The following is a 17,558-nucleotide window of genomic DNA, read 5'->3' on the forward strand; positions in this document are numbered from 1 at the left end:
TCGATCGGATCGAAAAGCCCGGCTAGATGCCTAATGCTGTTCACTTAAGTATTTGAGTCCAAGCCGGGCTTATCCGAAAATCCGATGCCAGACTTCTGGCATCGGATTTTTTATGTCTGTTCAACAAGATCTGCTCGACCTCGGCGACCTTTTCAACTTTTGTGACCTGAGTACTTTCACCCAAAACATTCCCATCGAGTGGGTAGCGTCTGCGCTGGATCTTTCCAGTCAGGCGACCATTCGCCGACGTCGCCTGCCCGCTGACCAAGTGCTCTGGTTGGTGCTCGGCATGGCGTTGTTTCGTGACGAGCCGGTTCATGAGGTGGCCAGACGTTTGAACATCTGCGCTCAAGGCCTGGCCACCGACCACTTATTGGCCCGCAGTGGTGTAACCGAGGCGCGCAAGCGACTCGGTGCCGATCCTGTTGAGTGGTTATTCCGCAAGACCGGGACCCAATGGGGGGCGGAGCGCTATGACGACGATGCCTGGCATGATCTGCAGGTATTCGCGGTGGACGGTGCACTTTTGCGTACTCCGGATACGCCCGAGCTTCGAGATCACTTCGGGTCGGGAAACACTCCAAGCGACCGCCAGACGCCGTTTCCGATGCTGCGCCTGGTGGCCCTGATGAATGTGCGTTCGCACGTGATCATGGATGCTCAATTGAGCCCTTATCGACGCAGTGAAATGCGCTTGGCCGACGAATTTTTGCAGCAGATCCCCGACCACTCGGTGACGCTGTTCGACAAAGGTTTCTGGGGTGCCGAGCTGCTGTCGAGCCTGAGCGGAGCAGGCATCAACCGTCATTGGTTGATCCCGGCAAAAAAAGGACTGATCTGCGAGGAAGTGGCCCGTTACAGCCAGTACGACCGTTTAGTGCGTATGAAAGTCTCGCCGCAGGCCAGAAAGCGAAACCCGGATCTTCCAACGCACTGGGAAGTACGCGAAGTCAGTTATGAAATTAAAGGCAAGGTGAAGACCGTCATGACGTCGTTGCCGGCCAAGATCTACAACACTCAAGCCGTTGCCAAACTTTACCAGGAGCGTTGGGAAATCGAGTTGGGCTTCAGGGACATCAAGAGTTCGATGCAACAGAACGCGATGACCTTGCGCAGTAAAAAAGTCGAGCTGGTCTATCAGGAAGTGTGGGGGCTTTTGCTGGCTTACAACGTGATTCGTCGAGAGGCCAGTCAGGCGGCGGTGACGTTTGGCCGGGCTCCCTCGGACATCCGTTTCAAACCCGTTTGTCAGTACATCGCCGTGCAACTGATCGTGATGGCGGCGGCTAATCCGATTTCAGCCACAGGAAGACGCTTGGCTGAGTTGAGAGCAGGGATAGGGGGATTGTTTCTGGATCACCGCCCAAGGCCTTCGAGGCCAAGGACAGTGAAAATTTCAAAAACCCGGTTTCCAGTGGACCGTAAGGCTGCTCCGCTTAAGTGAACAGCATTAGGCTAGATGCCGGGCTTTTCGTATCTGGATGTTTCATTTTCACTTACTTCGAGTTTGCGGCTGTCCAACCTTCATCGCTGGCCGGATTCAGTGAGTGCAGGTGCTAGACTCACGCCCATCCGCAGCGAGTAATCTTACCCCCGATGCGGAATTTGAGGTTCATATCATGCGTTTGACATTGTCCACGTTGGTTCTGGGACTTTTGGTCGCTCAAGGTGCAATGGCTGCCGGTGACGGCACTGCGGCAGTTGGCGGTGGTATTGGCGGAGCACTGGGTAACGTAGTGGGTCAGCAAATGGGCGGCAGCACGGGCGCAGCGATTGGCGCTGGTGTGGGCGGCGCCGCCGGTAGCGCAGTTGGCGCTAATAAGGGTAGCCGGACGGAAGCGGCCATCGGCGGTGGATTAGGCTCGGCGGGCGGCTCGGTGATAGGCAATAGCCTCGGCGGTTCTACCGGTTCGACCATTGGCGCAGGTCTGGGCGGCGCAGCGGGTGGAGCGGTTGGCAACAACCTGGGCAACGACAGCGGCAAGTCTCATTCCGGTGGCGGCCACAAGCATAAGCACAAACACAAAAACAAACATCGCTGAGTCAAGCGCGAGCAACAGAACAAACCCGGCCTGGTGCCGGGTTTTTCGTGTCTGCCTTTAGGGCGTCGGAACGTTTGGCTGTAGGTCGCCTCGAACGTCATACACCCCAACGTTGTGAGAACTGCCATGACTCCTGAAACCGAAGGCAAAGAAGAGAAAGGCCCGAGTGGGCTTCCGTTTATCAATGACCCTGGCAATGAAGATCCTGGCTCCTTGATGGATGACGCAACGGTGCCGCTCAACGATTCCGATGACGCCGGTGACGTGGGAAACCTCGAGTATGAAGAAGAGGAAGTAGACGACGAAGATTGACCGGCGTTTTGTGGGGCAATCGACCGATCGTCTCCCTGATCGAACAGCAGCATTGCCCAGCCCTCGAAATTTCAGGGCCTGATTTTCAGGCCCTTCGAGAGGTGCTTATGAACGCTGATCCGAAAGTCGACGATGTCGACGATACCCCTGAATATCCGCTGCCTTCGCCTACCGATTCCTTGAGTCGCGATCAACGTCCGCCTGACGACGACACAGCGGTGGAGCAGGTGCCGACTGATGATGTGAAGCGTGGCGATGTTGAAGCCACCCCCGAGGATCCGGACATTGCCGGTAAAGATGCATCCGGTGAGCCGAGCTGAAACCCATTCGTCGATTGAGTGGCACCTTTAAAAAAGGTGCGCTGCCAAAAATCAGGTACGCACCTTTTTTAAAGGAGATGAACCATGATCAGGTCAAAATTGATGGTCCTGATGGTGAGCGGCGTGTTGTCGGTCAGTTCAATGGCGGCGCTTGCTCAATCTTCCGGCAATGACGCCCCGGTTGATAAGGGCGGCATGCCTCCATCCAGTGAAATGAATGCGGGTTCTGGAGATGGGAAAGCGCTGCCGTCTGGCTCCATAGGTGGTGGGAATGCCGGCGATGCAAAAGGGAGTACCACCAGCCCGGGGGCGGGAAGCGGGTCGATGAGTGGTGGAAGTTCGACGGGGAGTGGTTCTGGGAGTGGGTCTGGAGGATCCGGTAGTTCCGGTGGATCTGGAATGAGTGGTGGTGGGAGCGGTGGGAGTTCGGGGAGTGCGGGAGGAGGGACGGGTGGTGCTGGTGGGGGGACTGGTGGTTCGGGTGGATAATCAGCTCAAATTTTGCAATTGAATGCCCAGCGACCTGCCGGGCATTTTTGTCTAACGTTAATTCGTTGAAGCTTGAGACTTCGCTAATAGCGATTTGAGCTCAGGCTCAACCTCCTCGTGTGGTGTTGAATTTATGACCTCAAGTATGGCTGGCGCAAATTTACTTTCTATGGCGACCTCGGCCCAATCTAATTCGTAAATTGCGATTGTACGGGCATCTATGTATGGAGAGCTCATGAGGACAAGCTTCATTATTTCAATTGCTTCAGGTGAGCGGTTTTCTCCTAACGAAACGATACAGCGTTGCTGCCAGTATTCAGCTTTGCTTAACACTGTTGATGCAAGCTTCACCCAATCTTCAGGTGCAAAATCACACAACACCACTTTGGCCACAAGCTCGCTGGAATAGGCAGTCCAGTCGGAGTTTTCTGAATCTCCAATCCAGGTCTCAAGCTTCTGGAATATGTCGTTCTTTTCTTCCGAACTCACGGCTTACCTCCCGTTGGATAGGATGAGGTGATCTGGTTGTTTTCTTTGATCACTTGCCATTCAACGCCGTCAATGACTTTTGTGTGTTGGGTGATTTTCGTACCCGCCTCATCGCGAATGATAGCCCCCGGCGTGCGTGCTACCTCATCCGTAGCTCTTAGGATCTTTTCGTCACTCCAGTGCGCAGGCGCAAACGTATGACGATTCGGTGATTTAGCCGCCGACCAACCTACTGTTCCATCTTTACGCTCAAGAATCATCTTGAAGTTTTTAGCACTGATGGTGCCATCTCTATTCGTCTGAAGAATGTCCACTTGATGTTCCGGGGAAATGAGAACTTTTGCGGAGTGCCCACCAATTGGGCTGTTATGCCTAGGGCTTCGAATCCCGTACAGAATCTTGTTCTGCATTACGGCCGGGATGGTTCCTGTATAGGGAAGGTTTGGCTCTCCCTCATTTACCTTGGTATTGCTAGCCTCATCCGGAGGTAAGCAACTTCCTGTTCCTGCCTGTGGACAATTTCCACTCAACCCCAACGGATCAACCCACCCCGTGGGATTGCGCGTGTACTGATACCCGTTTAACCCACCCGCCAACTTACTCGGATCCGGCGTCAGATACCGTCCCAAATCCGGGTTGTAATACCGATGCCGGTTGTAGTGCAGCCCCGTCTCCGCATCGAAGTACTGCCCCTGAAACCTCAACGGCTGGTCCAGAACCTGATGCGTGTCGCGATTCAGGCGGGTCAGACGGCCATACGCCGTGTACTGGGCAGCCCAAATGATGTCGCCGCTGTAGTCGGTGAGTTCTTGCGGTGTCCCTAGGTGGTCGAGTTGGTAGTAGAACGGACAGGCCTGGCGCGGGCCTTTGCCGTCGAGCATGGCCAGCGGACGGAAGGTGCCGGGTTCGTAGAGGTAGCTGCGGTGGTGATCCCGGCTGTGTTCGGCGACGAGGTGGTCGCCTTGCCAGAAGAACTCGGTAGTTTTGTCGTCAACGGTTTTGCTGATGCGGCGGCCGAAGGCGTCGTAGCGGTAGTTGGCGGTGTTGCCGTTTGGGAGAGTGACGCCGATTAAACGGTGCTGGCAGTCGTAGGGGTATTCGGTGACGAGTTTTTGTGCGGTGCCGCGGCGCTCGCGGATCAGGTTGCCGAAGGCGTCGTAGTCGAAATGGCGATCGCCTTGCATCAGCAGGCGATTGCCTTTGACGGTAGTCGGGCCGGGACGGTCCTGCATCAACAGGTTGCCGGCGGGGTCATGGGCGAAGCTTTCGGGCTGCTGGTCGCGGGAGTGGCGGACGCGGATCAGTCGGTCGAGCGGATCGTATTGATAGCTGCGTTGGCCATGACGGGTGTCGGCGATGTGTTCAAGATTGCCGTTGGCGCTGTAGGCATAGTCGCGGCGATACAGGGGCTGATGGTGCTGGCTGATCGCGTGAGCTTTCAGGCGGCCTTGTTCGTCGTAGTCATATTGGTTGAGCAACATGCCTTGCTGGCGTTGAAACTCTCGGCCGGACTTGTACGTGTGGCTTGTAAGGCGTGTGCCGTTGAGATCGATGGCTGTCAGCGCACCGCCCTTGGCGTGGTGATAGTCGAGTTTGCTGTTGTCCGGCAGACGCAGATGGTTGAGCTTGCCGCAGGCGTCATAGGCATAGCGCAACGTCCCCCAACCCTGATGCTCGGTGATCAGGCGATTCTGCTGGTCGTACTCGAATTCCAACGGATGGTCGTGGCCGTCATCGAGGCTGGCCAATCGGCCAAGGCTGTCATAGCGATATTCGACGTTGACGCCATCGGGCAGGTTTTTGACCAACAGTCGTCCGGCCGTATCCCGTTGGTAACTCGTGAACAGCTGCGAGCCGTCATCGCCGAATTCGGCTTTTTCCAGTAGATGGCCGTTGAGGTCGTAGGCATAGGCTGTGCGCCGGCCATCGAAACCGGTTTCCTGTCGGATCAATCCGCCGGGCGTGTAGTCCAGCCGATAGTGTTCGTCGGATTCGTTTTCGATTTCCGTCAGGAGCAGCCGTGCGTTGTCATAGCAATAGCGCAGTTGCGTTCCGTCGGGATTGATCCGACGGCTGACGAGGTGCAGGTCATTGTCGTATTCAAAGCGGGTGACGCGCCCCAGTTCATCGCGTTCGGCGGTGATCTTGCCGTAGGCGTTGTAGCTGAACGCGCGACTGGAGCCTGTAGGAAGAATCGTCTGAGTCAGTCGGCCAACGGCGTCCCATTGGTATTGAGTGACGGCGCCATGTTCGTCCTGACGGGTAATCTGCCGGCCCAATACATCGTAGGAAAAACGCCGCTGACTGCCGTCCGGCAACGTCTCTTCGACCAGTTGCCCGATTGCATCCCACACGAACACATGACGGCTGGTGTCCGGGTAACGGATAGACAGCAGCCGTCCTTGAGCATCGTAGTGGTAGTGAGTGATGTGGCCGTCGGGATCAATGGCCTCGGTGACATCGCCCTGCGCGTTCCGCTGATATTTCCACACTGCTTTGCCGTGATACCGCGCGTGCAAGAAACCGTTGCGGTATTCGTAGGACGTTGGTTCTTCTTCAGGAGGAACCAGCGTAATCAGCCGACCCATCTCGTCGTAGCGGTATTGAGTAATCGCCCCCAGCGGCCCTTGCTCGGCAATTAACTGACCTTTTTGGTCGTACGCCTTGAGATGCTCGCCACCCTCCGGCCCAACCCGACGTACTAATCGCGCCTTATCGTCATGGACATAAACTTCATCGCTGCCATCGGCGTTTTTAACCAGAACGCCGCCGTCGTCATCCCAGACATAGCGCGTATCCATTTGCGAAAAAGTCGCCCAGTGCCTGACGCATCTGGCTGCTTTGCCGGACCTTTCCCACTCCCAAAAGAAACTGGCCCCACCGGCCAGTTGCCGCTGGAGAATCACGTGTTGATCGTCGTAGTCGTACCGTTCGCTTTCGCCGGCGGCATTGGTCGCTTCGATCAGCCGGTGACGGGCGTCGTAGCGGTAGGCAATCAGCGTTTGCTCTGTACGCCAGGCATCCACCAAACCCTCGGCGGGATGAAACGACTGATACTCGACCGTGACGATGTGCCTGCGCTCGTAACGCAACAGCAGTGAACGTCCTGCACCGTTGTCGATACGTTGAATGCGATCCTGGCGGTCGCGGGTTATGTGCAGCCGGTTGTCGTAGGCATCACTGATGGTCGTCAGCCGACCATTCACAAAGTGGTAAAAACGCGCCGTTTCACCGGCCAGCGCAAGAATCAGCTCCTCCGGTTTGTTTCCGAGATAAATGGCCGCGCGGGACAGGCTGTTATGAATCGCCGGACGCGAAAAACCGGGCAGGGGAAACGTCGTGCGACGGTTTTCATGGTCGGTCCAGACGACGCGCTCCGCGTCCAGTTCCAACCGATGCGCCAGCGAATGACTCCAGCCCCAACCCAGCCCGCAATCTGTTTCTACGGCGCTGGTTCGGTACATCCGTGTAAATGCAAAAGGCAGCAGGCCTTTCAGCGAACCATCGTCGAGGGTCAGCAATTCTTCGCCGGTGACCATCGACACCGGGCAACCGTTGGTGCAGGTCAGCGGCCCGCAATCGGCGCTGTCGCCGTTGGGGTTTTTCGCTTGATCGGGAACGTCGTCACGGTGCTCTTGCCGGGCCAATCGGGTCATGGCTGCGGATTTGTCGCGAGCGATGGCGACCGGATTCTGCACCAGCAAAACCGGCGCAGTGCCCGCGCTGATCTGCAACGGCACGGCGGGCGCGGGGTTCAGCGGAGCATTTCGGACATTGACCGCGAGGGGCTTGAGTACGCCCGCGTGAGTCGTCAGGTCGGACTTGGCGCCGAGACCGGCCAGCCTCAGGCTCGCGGCGGCCAGCCAGGTTCGTGCGCGGTCGGATTTGACCTTGTTCAGCACCTTGGCGCTGATGCCGAGCGTCAGTCCAGAAGGACCTGTTAAGCGCGCCAGCAGGAAGCCGATCAATATTCCAGTACGAATCTCAGCCACGACTTCGGCGATGAACTGCGGTGGCAGCATTCGCAACCAACTGGTGATCGCCGCCAGATGAATGAACATCAACGGTTCATCACTCAACACCAACAACAAATTGGCGATGGATTCAGCCGAAGCGTTGAGCAGCGTTTCAAGTTCGGTTTCGGTCAGGTACTCAAGGAGCTTTTCACTGTTGGCTTGCAGATCCGCGATCAGCGCGTAGATCTGCTTCACGTCATCCCACAGTCCGTTCAGCGAGTTCTCGAAACCGCGCCAGTCGGCCTGTTGCAGCAGGCCGTAGCGCTTGTTGAAACCGGCCTCGGCGAACTCGGCCCACAAGGGTTCGAATTCGGTGCTCCACTCGTTACGCAGCCAGCCTTCCAAGTCGCTGATGACGCCTTGATAGGAGGCGTAGAGCGCTTTGACATGAGCCGCAGAAACGTTCGGAAAGAAGGTGATGCGATAACGCAGGCTACGCTCGCACTCGGGAATTTCCAGGATGCCGCTGGGGCCGATCTCGTGATAGACCGGCTCGCCAAACACGCCCTCGGAGATCATCGGCTCAAGCATCACCGGCGTATTGCCGATCGGCACGAACCGTGCCGCATCGAACATGTGCACCAGCGTCAGGGGACCCGCTGCCGGGCACGCGGCGACGGTCGAACTGACAGGTGTGGTGGAATTCTTCGGCGCAACCAGGCGAACTTCGTGTCCGACCTTGAACACCTGCTCGATATCCAGCGCCTTGCCGGTCCAGAAGCTTTCAGCCCAGGCATCGTATTCATTGAGGCAAAGGCGAAAGTCATCGAGCAGCGCTTCGACGTTCGGCTGCTCGGGGTCCATAGCGGCAACCACCAGCAGGCCGATGGCGTTATTCAAGGCCAGTACCTTGTCAGGTACGAACATTCGCAGTCCCTCGCGCAGATCAAGTTGAGCGCGAGACTTTGCTTGGGATCGACGGGTAAAGAAGTCGGGAAAAGAGGCGTTTTATGTAGGGGAAATCGCTAAATGACGACGAGCACTTTTTGTCTCCGGCCGGCATTGCCCGTTGCCCGATGGCAGCCGCGCTCGCTATGCTGCTGAATCCTTTAATCGATCACGGACCCGGCCGCACCTGAGCCGCCTCTGGGATGTCATTAGAAAACGGATCAGATGCGATGAATGCACCGCTGAATGAGTTCGGCCCGATCAAGGCCGTGATTTTCGATATGGACGGCTTGTTGCTGGACACCGAGGGCATTTATACCGAGGTCACGTCCATGATTGCTGCGCGCTACGGTCGAGTCTTCGACTGGAGCATCAAACAGAACATCATCGGCCGTGGCGCCGGTGACCTGGCGCGGTACGTGGTCGAGGCGCTGGAGTTGCCCATCACCGCCGAAGAGTTTCTGGTGATCCGCGAACCGCTGATGCGCGAGCGCTTTCCTACTGCGCTGGCGATGCCCGGCGCCGAGGAGCTGGTTCGGCACTTGAAAGCCAACAACATCCCGATTGCGGTCGGCACCAGTTCTTCGCGCCAGTCGTTCGGCCAGAAAACCACCTTGCACCGCGACTGGTTCGCGCTGTTCGACTTTGTTGTGACGGCCGATGACCCTGAAGTGGGCGCAGCCAAACCGGCGCCGGACATCTTCCTCACGGCGGCGCGGCGCCTGGGCGTTGCGCCTGAAGATTGCCTGGTGTTTGAAGATTCGCCGTTCGGGGTGACCGCGGCGAAAGCGGCGGGGATGACGGCGATTGCGATTCCCGACGCGGCGATGGCAGACGAAAAGTACGCACACGCCGATGGGATTCTTCGGACGTTGAAGGCGTTCATACCGAGTGCTTGTGGTTTGCCAGCCCTCGAGTGGGCTTGATACAAAAAAGTGTGGGAGCAAGCCCGCTCCCACATTTTTTGGATTGTGTTTAAAGCATCAGGCGCCAAAACCACCGTCGATGGTCAGGCTTGCACCGGTGATGTATCCCGCTTCCGGCCCTACCAGGTATGCAACGAAGCTGGCGATTTCTTCGGCTTTGCCGTAACGGCCCACCGCCATCAGCGGGATCAGGCTTTCGGCGAAGTCACCACTGGCCGGGTTCATGTCGGTGTCGACCGGGCCTGGTTGCACGTTGTTGATAGTGATGCCGCGTGGGCCTAGGTCGCGGGCCAGGCCTTTGGTCAGACCGACCAGCGCCGATTTGCTCATGGCGTACGGGCCGCCACCGGCGAAGGGCATGCGGTCGGCGTTGGTGCTGCCGATGTTGATGATGCGACCGCCTTCAGTCATGTGCTTGGCGGCGGCCTGGGTGGCGATGAATACGCTACGTACGTTGATGGCCAGGGTCTGGTCGAAATCTTCGAGTTTGAAATCCTCCAGCGGTGCAACGGCCAGCACGCCAGCGTTGTTGACCAGGATGTCCAGGCGACCAAAGGCCTCTACGGTGGCGTTCACGGCGCTGCGAATGGCCTCGGCGTCGGCGCTGTCAGCCTTGATGGCGAGGGCTTTGCCGCCGTTGCCGGTGATGCTGTTTTGCAACTCTTCGGCTTTGGCCGTGGAGCTGACGTAGGTGAAGGCAACGGTCGCGCCTTCAGCGGCCAGGCGTTTGACAATGGCTGCGCCGATGCCGCGGGACCCGCCTTGAATCAAAGCCACTTTACCGCTGAGGTTTTGAGTAGTCATATCGATCTCCGAAGTCCCGAGGCGAATGTCTCGGTTGATGGAGCCTAGTATCGATTCAGGATTGCACGCTGTGTAGCCAGTAATTGCGATAGTCTGTGTAAACCAGAAGTTTATAGTGGCGCTTATGGAAACCTTCAGCAGTATCGAGTGCTTCGTGCGCAGCGCCGAGGTTGGCAGCTTTGCCGAAGCTGCGCGACGCTTGAGCCTGACCCCGGCGGCGGTCGGTAAAAGTGTTGCAAAGCTTGAGGCCCGGCTCGGCGTGCGGCTGTTCCAGCGCAGCACGCGCAGCCTGACGCTGACTGAGGCCGGTCATCTGTTTCTCGGCGAAGTCAGTTCCAGCCTGCACACGATTCAAAATGCAGTGGCCAACCTCGCCAGCGCCGAAGGCAGACCGGCGGGCACCCTGAAGGTCAGCATGGGCACGGTGTTCGGGCGTTTATATGTCGTGCCCTTGCTTGGCGAATTTCTCCGGCGTTTTCCGGCGATCAACCCGGACTGGCATTTCGATAACCGACAGGTCGATCTGATTGCCCAGGGTTTTGATGCGGCGATTGGTGGGGGATTCGAGCTGCCGCAAGGCGTGGTGGCGCGCAAGCTGACACCGGCGCATCGGGTGTTGGTGGCGTCATCCGAGTATCTGGCTGCGCGGGCTGTGATCGTCGAGCCCGATCAACTCAAGGACCACGATGGCATTCTGATCCGCTCCCCACAAACCGGCCGTGTGCGTTCCTGGCAATTGACCAGCCGCACTCAGCAACACAACCCGCTGACACTCAAGGCGCGAATGACCATGAGCGATTCGGAGGCGGCGTGTGCGACGGCGGCCCAGGGGTTGGGCATTGCATTGGTGAGCATGCCGTTCGCCGTGGGCTATCTGGAGGCTGGGACGTTGCAACGGGTGTTGCCGGACTGGTATGTCGATGACGGCAACATTTCTATCTATTACGCGGAACACAAACTGCTGCCGGGCAAGACCCGGGTGTTTGTGGATTTCATTATTGAGCAGTTTGCGGAGCAGGGGTTGGGGCGCAGGTTTAGTGCGGTTTGAGGTTGGCTTGGGACCGAGTCGCTGCCTTCGCGGGCAAGCCACGCTCCCACAGGTTTCGCGTCATACCACAATCCTGGATACGACGCTTCCCCTGTGGGAGCGGGCTTGCCCGCGAAGAACGATAACGCGGTCTACCTGCCAAACCGCCCCGGCCATCCAATGATGTTCTTGGGCCGAGGCGTCGCGTAAGTCCGCACCTTGGAAGTCGACAAGCCCAACCGCACCAGCGACTCGGCAATCGTCACTGCCGCCGTCACCCCATCCACCACCGGAACCCCGGTGCGCTGGCGAATCTGTTCATCCAGCCCGGCCATTCCGCCGCAGCCCAGGCAAATCACTTCAGCCTTGTCTTCAAGCACGGCCAGTTCCGCCTGACGAACAATCGCTTCCAGCGCCCGTTGCGGATCGGATTCCAGCTCCAGCACCGCCAGGCCACTGGCCCGCACCGACGCGCAGCGGTCCCACAATCCGGACAGTTTCAGCCGATCCTCGATCAGCGGCACGGTGCGGTCCAGCGTGGTGACCACCGAGTAGGCATGGCCAAGGAACATTGCGGTGCTGGCCGCCGCATCGGTGATGTCCACCACCGGTACGTTGAGCAATTCCTGCAAGCCTTCGCGACCGTGCTCGCCATAACCGGCCTGGATCACCGCATCGAAGGGTTGGTCGTAAGACATCACCCGGTCCATCACCGCGATGGCGGCCAGGTAGCTTTCGAAATTGCCTTCGATGGAGTCGGCGCCGAAATGGGGCGTCAGGCCGATGATTTCCGTACCCGGCGCGGCTACCGCCTGGGCGGAGCGGGCGATGGCCTGGGTGATGGATTCAGTGGTGTTGACGTTGACCACGAGAATTCGCATGAAAAGTCCTTATTGCAGGGTGGTTCTGCGGCCCGACGCTGCCGGGCCTCCAGTGGATTAGTGGCTGACGTTGTCGACCGCGATGCTTTCACCGCTGACATCAGCGTAATGAGGCTGCCGCTTGGCGATGATCAGGTAGAGCATCCCGGCAATCCCGGCACCAATCAGCCAGGAGAAGGGCGACACGCTGTCGAATCCCGGCACCAGTGCCAGGACGATGGCGATCAACGCTGCAGGAATGAACGCCGCTACGGCGCGTAAATTGACCCCGCGGCTGTAGTAATAAGCGCCGTTGGGGTCTTCGCTGTACAACTGCGGCACGTTGACCTGGCCTTTTCGTACAAGCCAGTAGTCGACCATGATCACGCCGTACAACGGCCCGAGCAGGGCGCCGAGGCCGGACAGGAAATACACGATCACCAGCGGGCTGTTGTAGAGGTTCCACGGCAGGATCAGCACCGCAATGGTCGCGCTGATCAGACCGGCGCGGCGGAAGGTCAGGTACTTGGGCGCCAGGTTGCTGAGCACGAAGGCCGGGGCGACGAAGTTGGCCATGATGTTCACCGCCACGGTGACGATCAGGAACGCCAGGCAGCCGAGCACCAGAAAGAAGGTGTTGGGGATCGACGCGATGATTTCAGTCGGGCTTTCGATGATCCGGCCATTGATCTGGAACTGCGCACCGCAGAGCAGGACCGTGATGGCCGCGAACACCAGAATATTCACCGGCAGGCCCCAGAAATTTCCGACCTTGATGGTTTTGCGGCACGGCGAGGAGCGGGCGAAGTCGCAGAAGTTGAGGATCAACGTGCCGTAGATCGCCAGCCACAACGCACCGCCGGCAAAGATGTTGCGCCACATCTCACTGCCCGTCAGCGGTTCGCGAATCGACCAGGCGATGGTCGCGTTGGCCTGGGTGTACATCCACCCGGCGAGGGCGGCGACGGTCAGCAGTATCACAGGGCCGGCGAACGCTTCATAGCGCCGTACCATTTCCATGCCATAGGCGAGGATGCCCAGTTGCACCAGCCAGATCGCCACGAAACACACCCAGCCCAGGCTCGACAGGCCAAGAATCGAATTGTGGTCGTACTCGGCGAATCCCGGGTGCACCGCCGTCAGCAATACGCGAAACACCACCGACGCCAGGTACGTCTGAATACCGAACCAGGCGATGGCGATAACGGCGCGGATCAATGCAGGAATTTGCGCTCCGTGGATGCCGAAACTGATCCGGCTGATGACAGGAAACGGCACGCCGGTCTTTTGCCCCATGTAGCCGGAGAGGTTCATGAAGCAATACACCAGCGCCGCGCCGATCCCCAGGGACAGCAGAATCTGCCAGCCGCCCAGGCCCAACGCATACAGCCCGATGGCGAAGGAATAGTTGGCGATGTTGTGAACGTCGTTGGTCCACAGAGCGAAGATGCTGTAGCGGCCCCAGCGTCGACCTTCGGCTTTGGTCGGCGCCAGGTCCTTGTTGTGCAGGCGCGGGCTGAGCACCACGGGTTCTTGAAACGTTTGATCGTGTGGGGATGAGGTGGGTGATAAGGAGGGCAGATCCAGCGCGATGTTGTTATTGGAGAGGCTAGTACGCATTCCGGCAGGCTCCGAGCTAGGCGTCGCGATGACTGTGCATGAGCGTGGGCTCGACAAATCTTCGTCGCGGGCAATCAGCATCATTGGTTACGGGGCATCTGCAGCCTGTACGGGATAGGGCGCTTCAGGCTTGCGGATCTAAAGTGTGTGTATGTTTTGAGGTGATTGTATACAGAACATGTATGCACTTAAGCCAGATCCATGCCAGTTACGGGCCTATGAAAGCCAGGGCTAATTTCGTTTTGTTATCTAGGCGAGATAAGTGACTGAAAAAAAGGCGATATAAATTGACCGATTGAACAGGTATTTATTTTTCGGCCGAGGTCGTGAGAAAGCGCGACTGAGGAAGTCAGGAAAGGAGGATGTAACTTTTTGGGGCGCAGAAACTAAAAGTGCACACATAAATGGCACCTATGGTGACATTCCTGTGTACACATTTAGTCAGCTTGAAATGATACCTGTAGGAGCCGGCTTGCTGGCGATTGCAGTGTGTCAGTCAAAAGATTCATTGACTGGAAGACCGCTTTCGCCAGCGAGCCGGCTCCTACAATGAATGTCGCCAGGCGGGATTACGCCTTGGATTTACTGATGATATTCCCCGCATGCAACCCACATTCTTTCTGCGTCGCCTCTTCCCACCACCAACGGCCTTCACGTTCATGCTGGTTCGGCAGCACCGGGCGGGTACACGGTTCGCAACCGATGCTGATGAAGCCGCGTTCATGCAGGCTGTTGTACGGCAACTCGAGCATGCGGATGTAACCCCAGATCTCTTCGCTGGTCATCTGCGCCAGCGGGTTGAACTTGTAGAGGGTGCGTTCCGGGGTGGAAAACGCGGTGTCGATTTCCAGCACCGCCACGGCGCTGCGGGTGCCCGGGCTCTGGTCCCGACGCTGGCCGGTGGCCCAGGCGGTCACGCTCGACAGCTTGCGGCGCAGCGGTTCGATCTTGCGAATGCCGCAGCACTCGCCATGGCCGTCCTTGTAGAAACTGAACAGGCCTTTTTCCTTCACGAACGGTTCAAGTTTCGTGTAGTCCGGCGACACCAGTTCGATGTCGATCTTGTAGTGCTCGCGCACCTGATCGATGAATCGGTAGGTCTCTGGATGCAAGCGGCCGGTGTCGAGGCTGAACACTTTGACGTTCTTGTTCAGCTTCCAGGCCATGTCCACCAGCACCACGTCTTCGGCGCCGCTGAAAGATATCCACAGGTCATCGCCAAACTCGGCGAACGCGAGTTTCAGGATGTCCTGGGCGGATTTGTTGGCATAGGTCGTGGCGAGTTCCACGACATCGAACGATGGGCTCATCAGGGCGGCTTCCTACAGGTCGGTGGCGCTGGGCGCTCTATATAGGGCTGATGGTAACAAAATCCTGCAGCTGCGGGCGCGCCCTCTGCGTTGCGCGGGGCAGCCCGAGTCGCTAGAGTTCGGCAGTCCTTTTACTCGCTCGACTCAATAATCAATACAAATGGGAGTGTCTTGTGGAAATTGCCTGTCTGGATCTCGAAGGTGTGCTGGTCCCGGAAATCTGGATCGCGTTCGCTGAAAAAACCGGTATTGAATCCCTGAGGGCGACCACCCGGGACATTCCCGACTACGACGTGCTGATGAAACAGCGCCTGCGGATTCTCGACGAACACGGCCTGAAACTCACCGACATTCAGGAAGTGATCGCCACGCTGAAGCCGCTGGACGGCGCCATCGAGTTCGTCAACTGGCTGCGTGAGCGGTTTCAGGTGGTGATTCTGTCGGATACGTTTTATGAGTTTTCCCAGCCGCTGATGCGTCAACTGGGTTTCCCGACGTTGCTGTGCCATCGACTGATTACCGACGATTCGGGCCGGGTGACGAGCTATCAGTTGCGTCAGAAAGATCCGAAGCGTCAGTCGGTCTTGGCGTTCAAGAGCCTTTACTACCGAGTGATTGCGGCAGGGGATTCCTACAACGACACCACGATGCTGGGTGAGGCGGATGCAGGGATTCTGTTTCATGCGCCGGATAACGTGATTCGCGAGTTTCCACAATTTCCGGCGGTGCACAGCTTTGAGGATTTGAAGCAGGAATTCATCAAGGCTTCGAATCGGGCTCTTACTTTGTAAACCGATACCTGTGGCGAGGGAGCTTGCTCCCGCTGGGGCGCGAAGCGCCCCCAAAACCAGACATCGCATATAGTCAGATAGAACACGTTGACCGGTTTTACGGCTGCTGCGCAGCCGAGCGGGAGCAAGCTCCCTCGCCACAAGAGCTAGAGGTTTTGCAGGGTATCGAGGAGTACTTTCACCTTGGTAATCGATTCCTGATACTCCGCTTGCCACTCCGAGTCCGCGACAATCCCGCCACCGCCCCAGCAGCACACCTGCCCATCCTTGACCAGCAAACTGCGAATCGCGATGGAGCTGTCCATCTGGCCGCGCACGTCCAGGTACAGCAACGAACCGCAGTACAACCCGCGCCGGGTCGGCTCCAGCTCATCAATAATCTGCATGGCACGAATCTTCGGTGCACCGGTAATCGATCCACCCGGAAAACTGCCAGCGATCAGGTCCAGCGCGTCCCGGTCATCCGCCAGTTCGCCGGTCACGCTGCTTACCAGGTGATGCACATTCGGGTAGCTTTCCAGACTGAACAACTCCGGCACCTGCACCGAGCCGATGCGGCAGGTGCGGCCGAGGTCGTTGCGCAGCAGATCGACGATCATCAGGTTTTCCGCACGATCCTTGGGACTGGCCAGCAGTTCGGCGGCGTTTGCGGCGTCTTCGGCAGCGGTCAGGCCACGAGGGCGGGTGCCTTTGATCGGGCGGGTTTCCACATGGCGTTCGCTGACTTTGACGAAGCGCTCAGGAGACAGGCTCAACACAGCGCCACCGTCGGGCAAGCTCTGGAAACCGGAAAACGGTGTCGGGCACGCGGCCCGCAGCGCGACATACGCGGCCCACGGATCACCTTGGCACTCAGCCCGGAAGCGCTGGGCAAAGTTGACCTGATAGCAATCGCCGGCCTGGATGTAGTGCTGAATGCGTTCCAGGGCCTGGCGATATTCATCAGCGCTCAGGTCGGCTTTCATCGGCGCTTTCAGCTTGAACGGCTCGATCGGTTCAACTGCCGCCTGAATGAACAACTCGATCAGGCGCTGGCGCTCGCTGTCGATCAGCGTCGGGTGGAACACCAGTTGACTGGTTGCCAGGTGGTGATCGCTGATCAGTGCCCAGTCGTACAGCCCGAAACGCGCATCCGGCAATTGCAGGTCGTCCTGCGCCTGGTTTGGCAGATGTTCCAGATGGCGGCCGAAGTCATAACTCAGGTAACCGATCAGGCCACCGGCGAAGGGCAGCTCATAGGGGATGGCCGCTTCGCCGAGTCGCGTCAGATTGTCGCGAAGGCGTTGCAGGAAGTGCAGGCCGCTCTCGTCCGGCAACACCGCCAACTGCTCCAGCGGCCAGGCGCTGAGCAGGTCATATCGCCCGCGGTCAGCGGTTGGCCGGCCGCTGTCGAGCAGCACGGCGCCGGGGGCATGACGAATCGCCGCGAAGTACTCGGCGGGGTTGGCGCGATAGGGTAGCGGGTGTACGGAACAGGTCAACATGGGCGGGGCAGGTCAGCCATCGAGGCGGGGGGGGCGATTGTAGTCCTCTGCAGGATTTGCTCCTAGAGGGGATGTCGGGGATTGGCAGATTGGGGGCAGGGTTGGGAGGTTTGGTGACTGGGAGTCAGTCATCGCTAGCAGGCTAGCTCCCACATTTGATCTTCAGTGCGACACAGATCC

14 protein-coding genes are annotated in these 17,558 nt (G+C 58.3%); 7 read left to right on the forward strand and 7 right to left on the reverse strand.

Annotated elements, in window-relative coordinates; genetic code table 11:
• Positions 1-112: 112 nt before the first annotated feature.
• The 4 genes from ACYZT8_RS09110 to ACYZT8_RS09125 all read left to right on the forward strand — a co-directional run bounded on the left by ACYZT8_RS09110 (position 113) and on the right by ACYZT8_RS09125 (position 2,674).
• Positions 113-1,444 carry an IS4 family transposase gene (locus ACYZT8_RS09110; protein WP_461974571.1) on the forward strand — a complete coding sequence of 444 codons (1,332 nt, stop codon included), beginning with the start codon at positions 113-115 and terminating at the stop codon, positions 1,442-1,444.
• 175 nt (positions 1,445-1,619) lie between these two features.
• Entirely contained in the window at positions 1,620-2,042 is a 423-nt protein-coding gene (locus ACYZT8_RS09115; RefSeq protein ID WP_461980444.1) for a glycine zipper domain-containing protein, read from the forward strand.
• A gap of 126 nt (positions 2,043-2,168) precedes the next feature.
• Positions 2,169-2,354 carry a hypothetical protein gene (locus ACYZT8_RS09120; RefSeq protein WP_461980446.1) on the forward strand — a complete coding sequence of 62 codons (186 nt, stop codon included), beginning with the start codon at positions 2,169-2,171 and terminating at the stop codon, positions 2,352-2,354.
• Positions 2,355-2,461: 107 nt separating this feature from the next.
• Complete coding sequence (locus ACYZT8_RS09125) at positions 2,462-2,674, forward strand: hypothetical protein (RefSeq protein WP_461980448.1); 213 nt, start codon at positions 2,462-2,464, stop codon at positions 2,672-2,674.
• A gap of 546 nt (positions 2,675-3,220) precedes the next feature.
• Here ACYZT8_RS09125 and ACYZT8_RS09130 read toward each other — a convergent pair.
• The gene (locus tag ACYZT8_RS09130; protein WP_461980450.1) at positions 3,221-3,652 is read right to left on the reverse strand and encodes a HEAT repeat domain-containing protein; all 432 of its coding nucleotides are present in this window, start codon (positions 3,650-3,652) and stop codon (positions 3,221-3,223) included.
• Positions 3,649-8,535 carry an RHS repeat-associated core domain-containing protein gene (locus ACYZT8_RS09135; RefSeq protein WP_461980452.1) on the reverse strand — a complete coding sequence of 1,629 codons (4,887 nt, stop codon included), beginning with the start codon at positions 8,533-8,535 and terminating at the stop codon, positions 3,649-3,651. The genes ACYZT8_RS09130 and ACYZT8_RS09135 overlap by 4 nt, the downstream gene beginning before the upstream one ends.
• Before the next feature lie 251 nt (positions 8,536-8,786).
• Between ACYZT8_RS09135 and ACYZT8_RS09140 the strand changes: the two genes are divergently transcribed.
• Positions 8,787-9,482: an HAD-IA family hydrolase gene (locus tag ACYZT8_RS09140; RefSeq protein WP_461980454.1), complete on the forward strand. Its 696-nt coding sequence runs from the start codon at positions 8,787-8,789 to the stop codon at positions 9,480-9,482.
• 57 nt (positions 9,483-9,539) lie between these two features.
• On the opposite strand, the gene ACYZT8_RS09145 is transcribed toward ACYZT8_RS09140, so the two are convergent.
• Complete coding sequence (locus ACYZT8_RS09145; RefSeq protein ID WP_461980456.1) at positions 9,540-10,286, reverse strand: 3-oxoacyl-ACP reductase family protein; 747 nt, start codon at positions 10,284-10,286, stop codon at positions 9,540-9,542.
• Between the two features lie 124 nt (positions 10,287-10,410).
• Between ACYZT8_RS09145 and ACYZT8_RS09150 the strand changes: the two genes are divergently transcribed.
• On the forward strand, positions 10,411-11,334 hold the full coding sequence (locus ACYZT8_RS09150; RefSeq protein WP_461980458.1) for a LysR family transcriptional regulator: 924 nt from the start codon (positions 10,411-10,413) through the stop codon (positions 11,332-11,334).
• A gap of 131 nt (positions 11,335-11,465) precedes the next feature.
• Here the strand turns inward: ACYZT8_RS09150 and ACYZT8_RS09155 are convergent, their stop codons facing one another.
• From ACYZT8_RS09155 to ACYZT8_RS09165, 3 genes are all read right to left on the reverse strand, one after another.
• Complete coding sequence (locus ACYZT8_RS09155) at positions 11,466-12,194, reverse strand: aspartate/glutamate racemase family protein (RefSeq protein WP_461980460.1); 729 nt, start codon at positions 12,192-12,194, stop codon at positions 11,466-11,468.
• 57 nt (positions 12,195-12,251) lie between these two features.
• Positions 12,252-13,793 carry an NCS1 family nucleobase:cation symporter-1 gene (locus ACYZT8_RS09160; RefSeq protein ID WP_461980462.1) on the reverse strand — a complete coding sequence of 514 codons (1,542 nt, stop codon included), beginning with the start codon at positions 13,791-13,793 and terminating at the stop codon, positions 12,252-12,254.
• Between the two features lie 569 nt (positions 13,794-14,362).
• Positions 14,363-15,103 carry a phosphoadenylyl-sulfate reductase gene (locus ACYZT8_RS09165; protein ID WP_429527468.1) on the reverse strand — a complete coding sequence of 247 codons (741 nt, stop codon included), beginning with the start codon at positions 15,101-15,103 and terminating at the stop codon, positions 14,363-14,365.
• Positions 15,104-15,276: 173 nt separating this feature from the next.
• Between ACYZT8_RS09165 and thrH the strand changes: the two genes are divergently transcribed.
• Complete coding sequence (thrH, locus tag ACYZT8_RS09170) at positions 15,277-15,894, forward strand: bifunctional phosphoserine phosphatase/homoserine phosphotransferase ThrH (RefSeq protein ID WP_461980464.1); 618 nt, start codon at positions 15,277-15,279, stop codon at positions 15,892-15,894.
• A gap of 146 nt (positions 15,895-16,040) precedes the next feature.
• On the opposite strand, the gene pabB is transcribed toward thrH, so the two are convergent.
• Entirely contained in the window at positions 16,041-17,378 is a 1,338-nt protein-coding gene (pabB, locus tag ACYZT8_RS09175) for an aminodeoxychorismate synthase component I (protein WP_461980466.1), read from the reverse strand.
• Positions 17,379-17,558 lie beyond the last annotated feature (180 nt).

Source organism: Pseudomonas sp. LB3P93, assembly GCF_054898025.1.

Coding starts and splice junctions, on each gene's coding strand:
- ACYZT8_RS09110 (WP_461974571.1), top strand. CDS start 113: ATGTCTGTTCAACAAGATCTGCTCGACCTCGGCGACCTTTTCAACTTT.
- ACYZT8_RS09115 (WP_461980444.1), top strand. CDS start 1,620: ATGCGTTTGACATTGTCCACGTTGGTTCTGGGACTTTTGGTCGCTCAA.
- ACYZT8_RS09120 (WP_461980446.1), top strand. CDS start 2,169: ATGACTCCTGAAACCGAAGGCAAAGAAGAGAAAGGCCCGAGTGGGCTT.
- ACYZT8_RS09125 (WP_461980448.1), top strand. CDS start 2,462: ATGAACGCTGATCCGAAAGTCGACGATGTCGACGATACCCCTGAATAT.
- ACYZT8_RS09135 (WP_461980452.1), bottom strand. CDS start 8,535: ATGTTCGTACCTGACAAGGTACTGGCCTTGAATAACGCCATCGGCCTG.
- ACYZT8_RS09140 (WP_461980454.1), top strand. CDS start 8,787: ATGAATGCACCGCTGAATGAGTTCGGCCCGATCAAGGCCGTGATTTTC.
- ACYZT8_RS09145 (WP_461980456.1), bottom strand. CDS start 10,286: ATGACTACTCAAAACCTCAGCGGTAAAGTGGCTTTGATTCAAGGCGGG.
- ACYZT8_RS09150 (WP_461980458.1), top strand. CDS start 10,411: ATGGAAACCTTCAGCAGTATCGAGTGCTTCGTGCGCAGCGCCGAGGTT.
- ACYZT8_RS09155 (WP_461980460.1), bottom strand. CDS start 12,194: ATGCGAATTCTCGTGGTCAACGTCAACACCACTGAATCCATCACCCAG.
- ACYZT8_RS09160 (WP_461980462.1), bottom strand. CDS start 13,793: ATGCGTACTAGCCTCTCCAATAACAACATCGCGCTGGATCTGCCCTCC.
- ACYZT8_RS09165 (WP_429527468.1), bottom strand. CDS start 15,103: ATGAGCCCATCGTTCGATGTCGTGGAACTCGCCACGACCTATGCCAAC.
- pabB (WP_461980466.1), bottom strand. CDS start 17,378: ATGTTGACCTGTTCCGTACACCCGCTACCCTATCGCGCCAACCCCGCC.